A 6,249-nucleotide genomic window follows, 5' to 3' on the forward strand; every position below is an offset into this window, starting at 1 on the left:
GGACGGATTTATCAAGAAAAGACGGGAAGATCCCGCGCCCGCTGCCTCCGACCCAAGACCCGAGAAGAGAGTTGTCCGGAATTCTTGTCATACATTCGATAAAGAGGCCACAAGATTGCATGCAGAATACTGTCCGCTGCGATCAAGAATGTTAACTTCCAATTCGATACACCATGATGCTCGAGGGTTTTCTTCGATGCTCGATTATATCGTGCATACACGCGCGGCGAACTAACTCCACGCCTACCCGAAACCTTTGCGGCCATGCTCGAGATCTGCCCCACTGCGCAACGAACATGCGCCATGCAGAGGGATAGATCGATATCCTCGTGAATGTCGGTTCGATCGCTGACCGCATCCCTAACGGCCAACCAAGCCGACCGACGCATCGCCATGTTACTGCCTGGAACTGCAACAACGGGCCGAACCGCCCCCTGGGCCCCGCGACCGAGTCGCCAATTCGTCCATCGGCGCTGAAGGCCGGCGATCGGAGATTCATAAAGGTAAGTCAGGCCAGTTACGCCCGAGAAATCGTCGCGACGCTCGAAGAATTCGTGAACCGCAACGGCCCAGTTTTCCCCCACGATCGTATCCGCGTCGATACGTCCGATAATTTCTCCACTAGCCGCGTCAAACCCTTTGTTTCTCGCATGCACCACCCCGGGTCGGGATTCTTTGAGAAGCCGAACCTTGGGACAACTACTTTGATACTTCTTGATCAACTCGGAAGTGTTGTCCGAGGAATTATTGTCAACGACGATGATTTCGTCGACATATTCACCTTGAGCAATGAGCGCTTCGATGCACGTTTCGATGTATTCAGATTCATTAAAAGCCGGAACAACCACCGACAACGTCGCGTTCGCCATTTCCCAACGGTATCGCGAATCTCCCCACAAGACATTGAGCAGCGGGCCCAGAGGACCAACCGGAAGGAATCGGGGGACTTTCGTCACCGGTCAAATCAAAGACCTCCGGTCCGCGCAACCGAATACCCACCTGCGCAGATGCGTTGAAAATCCATTTGGTCATTCGTTCAATTAGAGGAGATCTTTACGTTACAAAGAATATTTGTGATTCTTGCCACAAGGTGAAATCGAAGGTGAGAGTTGCTGGCAGGAGCCAAATACCCCCTCTCACGCGTCCGATTGCCCGAGTGTCGGTTTGACCCTCCGGTAACATCTGAGCGGAGATCACGGATAGAAGACAGAAGGCATCTGTGCGCCCGTCGGGAGCGCGTGCCCGTTCCGACAATGCAGACAGCGGAGTGTTGATGCCCTTTTCCACGGACGCAGCGGTACTAGTGGAGGACGTACACAAGTCCTTCAAGAACGTGCACGCGCTGCGAGGGATCAACTTCACCGCCCCACGTGGGACAGTGCTCGGCATCTTAGGTCCCAACGGCGCAGGCAAGACAACGACGGTGAAGGTCCTCTCCACGCTCATTCGTCCCACCAGTGGACGCGCGATGGTGGCCGGCTATGACGTCGTGCGCAACGCTCCAGAGGTTCGACGCTCCATCATGATGACCGGGCAGTTCGCCGCCCTGGACGATTCTCTCACCGGCCGCGAGAACATCGAACTGTTCGGCCGCTTGATGGGACTCGACAGGATGTCGGCCAAGGTACGCGCCGCCGATTTACTCTCGCAGTTCGACCTCGTCGAGGCAGGATCTCGCGTTGTCCGGAACTATTCGGGAGGTATGCGTCGACGGATCGACATCGCCTGTGGGCTCGTCGTTCGCCCCGAGGTGGTTTTCCTCGATGAACCGACGACCGGCCTCGATCCGCGAAGCCGTCAGAGTGTCTGGTCACTGGTTCAATCTTTGAAGGAGCAGGGCATCACGGTGCTCCTGACCACCCAGTATCTCGAGGAAGCGGATCTCCTGAGCGACAACATCATCGTCATCGACAAAGGCGCGGTTATCGCTGAGGGGACTGCTGATCAACTGAAGGCTCGGACTGGCGCGAGCTTTTGCGAGATCGTGCCTTCAGACCTCAAGCAGTTGGCCCACGCGGTCCACGCTCTAGGAAATCTGGTGCCCCGAGACTTCCGCTTCGACCTGGCACAAGAGAGCGGCCGAATCGCTATCCCCGCGCCCGTCGGCGCCGGAACGCTCTCTGAAGCACTGCGCCGTCTCGATCATGCTCGGATACCGCTTGCCGACATCGCACTTCGCCGCCCGTCACTCGATGATGTCTTCCTCGCACTCACTGGCGAGCAGCATGTAAGTGGGACAAAGTGACGACAACAACCAAATTCGGGGTCGATCAGGTGGCTGTCCGTGGAGACACGCGCAGCAAGATTGCAGTCCCTGACGCCTTGAGCGTTGGCAAGCACCGCCGACCACATCCGTCAGCGATCAATCAGTGGTGGGTGTTGACGGCACGCACCGTCAAATCGATGGTGAAGCGCTATGAACTGCTCGTTGCAGTCATCGCACCGCTGATTTTCACGATCGGGTTCTACCTTCCTCTGAAGTTCGTCATGCAACTTCAAGGGATCAACTACGCGCAGTTCTTGATGCCGATCATCGTGCTGCAAGCCATGGCATTCACATCGATCTCGGCTGCTCAGATGTCGTCAACCGAATCAATCACCGGATTCAGCAACCGGATGAAAACCATGCCCGTCGTCGGCCCGATTCCGCTGCTGTCCCGTCAATCCAGTGGGTTCGTCAGATCAACAGTCTCGCTTGCTGCCGCATTGGCGTTCGGCCACTTGATCGGTTTTCGATTCTCAGCAGGAATCGGACAGGCCATCCTGTTTTGCGCGGTCGCCTTGGCGTTCAGCACCTGCTTGTCCTTCGCCGGTGATGCGATCGGCTCACTGTCGAAGAGCCCGCAGGCCACCAGTCAAGCGCTGACATTGCCACAGTTGATTCTGGGGATGTTGTCCTGCGGTTTTGCGCCCGAGACTGGCTTTCCCGAATGGATTCGGCCGTTTGTACGCAATCAACCGGTATCGCAGTTTTCATTCGCCATGCGTGATCTTGCGCAAGGCGGGGTCACCTGGAGCGTCCTCTTTCCCGTCGTTGCCTGGACTATCGGATTGATCGTCGTGTTCGCGCCACTCGCGTTCTGGGCAAGTATGAGGCGGTCATGAGCGAGCCGACAGATCGATTCATGGCTGTAGTCCGCCCGGTCGAGGGGTTCAACTTCCCTTACCCAGACAATGCGCTCCCCGAGAACTCGTTCAAGGCGCTGGTCGTTCACAGTGGAATTCAGGCCAAACGCCTGTTGCTCACCTGGCTGCGCGATCCATCGACCGCTATTCAGGCCCTCATTTACCCAGCATTCATGCTGCTGATGTTCCGGGTCGTATTGGGCAATTCGATTACGGCAGCAACCGGCCAGTCGAGTATTTTCGGGACCGTTCCACTGATCATCCTCGTCGGCGCAATGTTCGGGTCGATTGCAAGTGCGGTCGGTCTCAAAGGTGAACGCGCGTCCGGACTACTGAGTCGATTCTGGACGTTGCCTGCGCACCGCGCCTCTGGCCTCGTCGGACGCATGATCGCAGAAGCAGTCCGAGTTCTCCTCACGTCAATCGTGATTCTCGGCGTCGGCTACCTGTTGGGGTTCCGATTCAATCAGGGCCCGCTCGCGGCCTTTGCGATCTTGGCATTGCCCGTCATTTTCGGCGTCGGTTTTGCCATGATGGTGACGGCCCTGGCCACGGTTTCCGACAACTTGCCGCTCGTCGAAATCGTATCCATCTCGTGCACACTGTTGATGTTCTTCAATTCCGGCTTCGTCCCTGTGATGGCCTACCCGAAGTGGCTTCAACCGGTGGTGGCAGAGCAACCGATGTCCGTCGCGATCGACACGATGAGAGGGCTGTCGCTAGGGGGTCCTGTGGCGGAACCCCTCGTCAAGACGCTGCTCTGGTCCTTCGGCATGATTCTCGTCTTCGTCTACCCAGCGATTCGGGGATACCGACGCGCCGCGGCGATGTCGTAACGAATACAGACCGCAAACCGACTTCACAATTCGAGAAACAAGTGGCACCAGGGATGAGCATCGATGTACCCGTGCCACGCAACGAGAGGTATCTAACTTGACGCGTACAAGGCAGTCCATGTGGAGGCGCGCTACCGGTGTCGCCGCGGTGACGATGGTGTGCGCTCTGGTTCCGGCCGGTATCGCAACTGCGTCACCTGTCGCTCACCAGGGCGGCGGAGATTCGATGGAGTCCGTCACGAGTGGTTCTTACGTCGTCTCAGTCGAGCAAGTGAACGATCGCCAAAAGATCGTGAATGTATACGCGGCGTCGATGGACCGCGTTGTTCCAATTCAGGTCATCACTCCTGCCGATGACTCCGCACCCCGTCCCATCCTGTACCTGCTCAACGGCGCCGGTGGTGGACAAGATTCGGCTACTTGGGAGTACCAGACCGACGTCGTCGACTTCTTCCAGGACAAGAACGTCAACGTCGCGACGCCAGTTGGTGGCCGCCTGTCGTACTACACCGACTGGGAGAAGGAAGACCCGAAACTTGGTAAGAACATGTGGAGCACTTTTCTGGGTAAGGAACTCCCTCCGTTGCTGAACAAGCAACTTGGCAGCAATGGCGAACAGTCCATTGCCGCAATCTCGATGTCGGGCACTTCTGTGCTCAACCTGGCGATCGAGTACCCAGGCTTTTACAACTCCGTTGCCGCATTCAGCGGATGTGCCCAGACCAGCGATCCGCTTGGCCAGCAGTTCGTCAAGACCACCACGGAGTGGATCGGCGGCGTTGACGACGTACAGAACATGTGGGGTCCGTTCGACGGCCCCGGTTGGCGGGAACACGACCCGCTTGTGAACGCTGAGAAGCTGCGTGGCACACAGATTTACATGAGCACCGGCAGCGGGCTCCCCGGTTTCCCCAATGACACCCCTGCAAATCCGCGCATCCAGGACGGTCGCGCTGCGATGTTCGACCAGATCGTTGTCGGCAGCCCGATCGAGCTTGCAACCAATCTGTGTACCTCCAACATGGCGAAGCGGCTCTTCGAACTGAATATTCCGGCAGTAGTGGATTTCCGTCCAACAGGTACCCATTCATGGGGCTACTGGCAGGACGATCTACACAAGTCCTGGCCATTCATCGCACAGTCTCTGGGCGTCTGATTCAAGTGCCTCGTGCTGGCTTCAACTCCAGCGCGAGGCACCGTTTAGCATCATGGGAGGAATGTAGCGGTGCGGTTCATTCGGATCATGCTGGTCGTACTGGGAACTTGCTTCCTGCTGTCAGGCACCTCCGTCAGCGCCCTAGCGGATGATCATGAGCCCAGCCCCGGTTTCGCCACTATGGGTCCATCGCCGGCCGGTTCGAACAACTGGAATTGCGTTCCGAGCGCCGAGCATCCTCGTCCGGTAGTTCTCATCCACGGAACAACCGCGAACATGGTTGATACATGGGCTGAACTTTCCCCGCAACTTGCTGATCTCGGCTATTGCGTATTTGCACTCAATTATGGAGGCGCACGGGAAATCTTCAATCCCAATGCTCTCCAATGGGGTATCAGGGACATTGCGACTTCAGCGAAAGAGCTTGCAACCTTCGTTGATTCAGTTCGCCGTTCTACGGGTGCAAGCCAGGTGGATCTCGTAGGCCACTCCCAAGGGGGAGTCGTCGCTCGCCAGTACCTGAAGTTCGACGGTGGTTCGACTCCGGAAGATCCGTCGAAAAACGCCGTCCATTCTCTGGTCACCCTCGGCGCTACCAACCACGGCACGACCTTCGGCGGCTTGCAAGCGAACGCTAAACAACTGTCAGATATGGGACTTCCCGGAGACCTCTTGGTTCAGGCGATCTGGGGACCAGCCGGTGTTCAACAACTTCAAGGGACACCACTGTTGGCTGAGCTCAATGCGGGCTCGGAAACCCAACCGGGAGTTACGTATACCGTGATCGCGACCGCTCACGACCAGATTTCAACCCCTCCGGAAGCTTCGTTCCTTACCGCAGGCCCCAATTCTGTTGTCAACAACATCTGGGTCCAGGATGGCTGCCCAGGCAACACTGCCTCGCATGCGGGTCTGGTCCGTGATGCGCATTCGTTGGACCTCGTAAAATCCGCGCTCGATCCGGAATTCACGCCGATCCCCTGCGCATAGCTGACTCAGACGTCGCGAAGGTCGCCGCAGAAGTTGAAATCGCACACTCGACAACCTCCGATCGACAAGCGTGTGCTGTCACGGGCGAACATGACCTCCTACACGGCCAGTCGGGAAGAGCGAAACATACGAGCCTGGCCA

The 6,249-nt window shown here is 57.4% G+C and carries 6 protein-coding genes; 5 read left to right on the plus strand and 1 reads right to left on the minus strand.

What is annotated here, in order from left to right; all coding sequences use genetic code 11:
• Positions 1–11: 11 nt before the first annotated feature.
• The gene (locus tag CPI83_RS19950; RefSeq protein ID WP_020906890.1) at positions 12–869 is read right to left on the minus strand and encodes a glycosyltransferase family 2 protein; all 858 of its coding nucleotides are present in this window, start codon (positions 867–869) and stop codon (positions 12–14) included.
• 404 nt (positions 870–1,273) lie between these two features.
• Between CPI83_RS19950 and CPI83_RS19955 the strand changes: the two genes are divergently transcribed.
• The 5 genes from CPI83_RS19955 to CPI83_RS19975 all read left to right on the plus strand — a co-directional run bounded on the left by CPI83_RS19955 (position 1,274) and on the right by CPI83_RS19975 (position 6,108).
• Complete coding sequence (locus tag CPI83_RS19955; protein WP_029254910.1) at positions 1,274–2,245, plus strand: ATP-binding cassette domain-containing protein; 972 nt, start codon at positions 1,274–1,276, stop codon at positions 2,243–2,245.
• Positions 2,242–3,105, plus strand: coding sequence for an ABC transporter permease (locus tag CPI83_RS19960; RefSeq protein ID WP_020906888.1), 864 nt, complete (start codon positions 2,242–2,244; stop codon positions 3,103–3,105). The genes CPI83_RS19955 and CPI83_RS19960 overlap by 4 nt, the downstream gene beginning before the upstream one ends.
• Positions 3,102–3,962, plus strand: coding sequence for an ABC transporter permease (locus CPI83_RS19965; RefSeq protein ID WP_029254908.1), 861 nt, complete (start codon positions 3,102–3,104; stop codon positions 3,960–3,962). Before CPI83_RS19960 ends, CPI83_RS19965 begins: the two co-directional genes overlap by 4 nt.
• Positions 3,963–4,080: 118 nt before the next feature.
• The gene (locus tag CPI83_RS19970; RefSeq protein ID WP_232816777.1) at positions 4,081–5,118 is read left to right on the plus strand and encodes an alpha/beta hydrolase family protein; all 1,038 of its coding nucleotides are present in this window, start codon (positions 4,081–4,083) and stop codon (positions 5,116–5,118) included.
• Between the two features lie 87 nt (positions 5,119–5,205).
• Positions 5,206–6,108, plus strand: coding sequence for an alpha/beta fold hydrolase (locus CPI83_RS19975; RefSeq protein WP_046378249.1), 903 nt, complete (start codon positions 5,206–5,208; stop codon positions 6,106–6,108).
• Positions 6,109–6,249 lie beyond the last annotated feature (141 nt).

It is taken from the genome of Rhodococcus sp. H-CA8f (genome assembly GCF_002501585.1).
Classification (GTDB): domain Bacteria; phylum Actinomycetota; class Actinomycetes; order Mycobacteriales; family Mycobacteriaceae; genus Rhodococcus_F; species Rhodococcus_F erythropolis.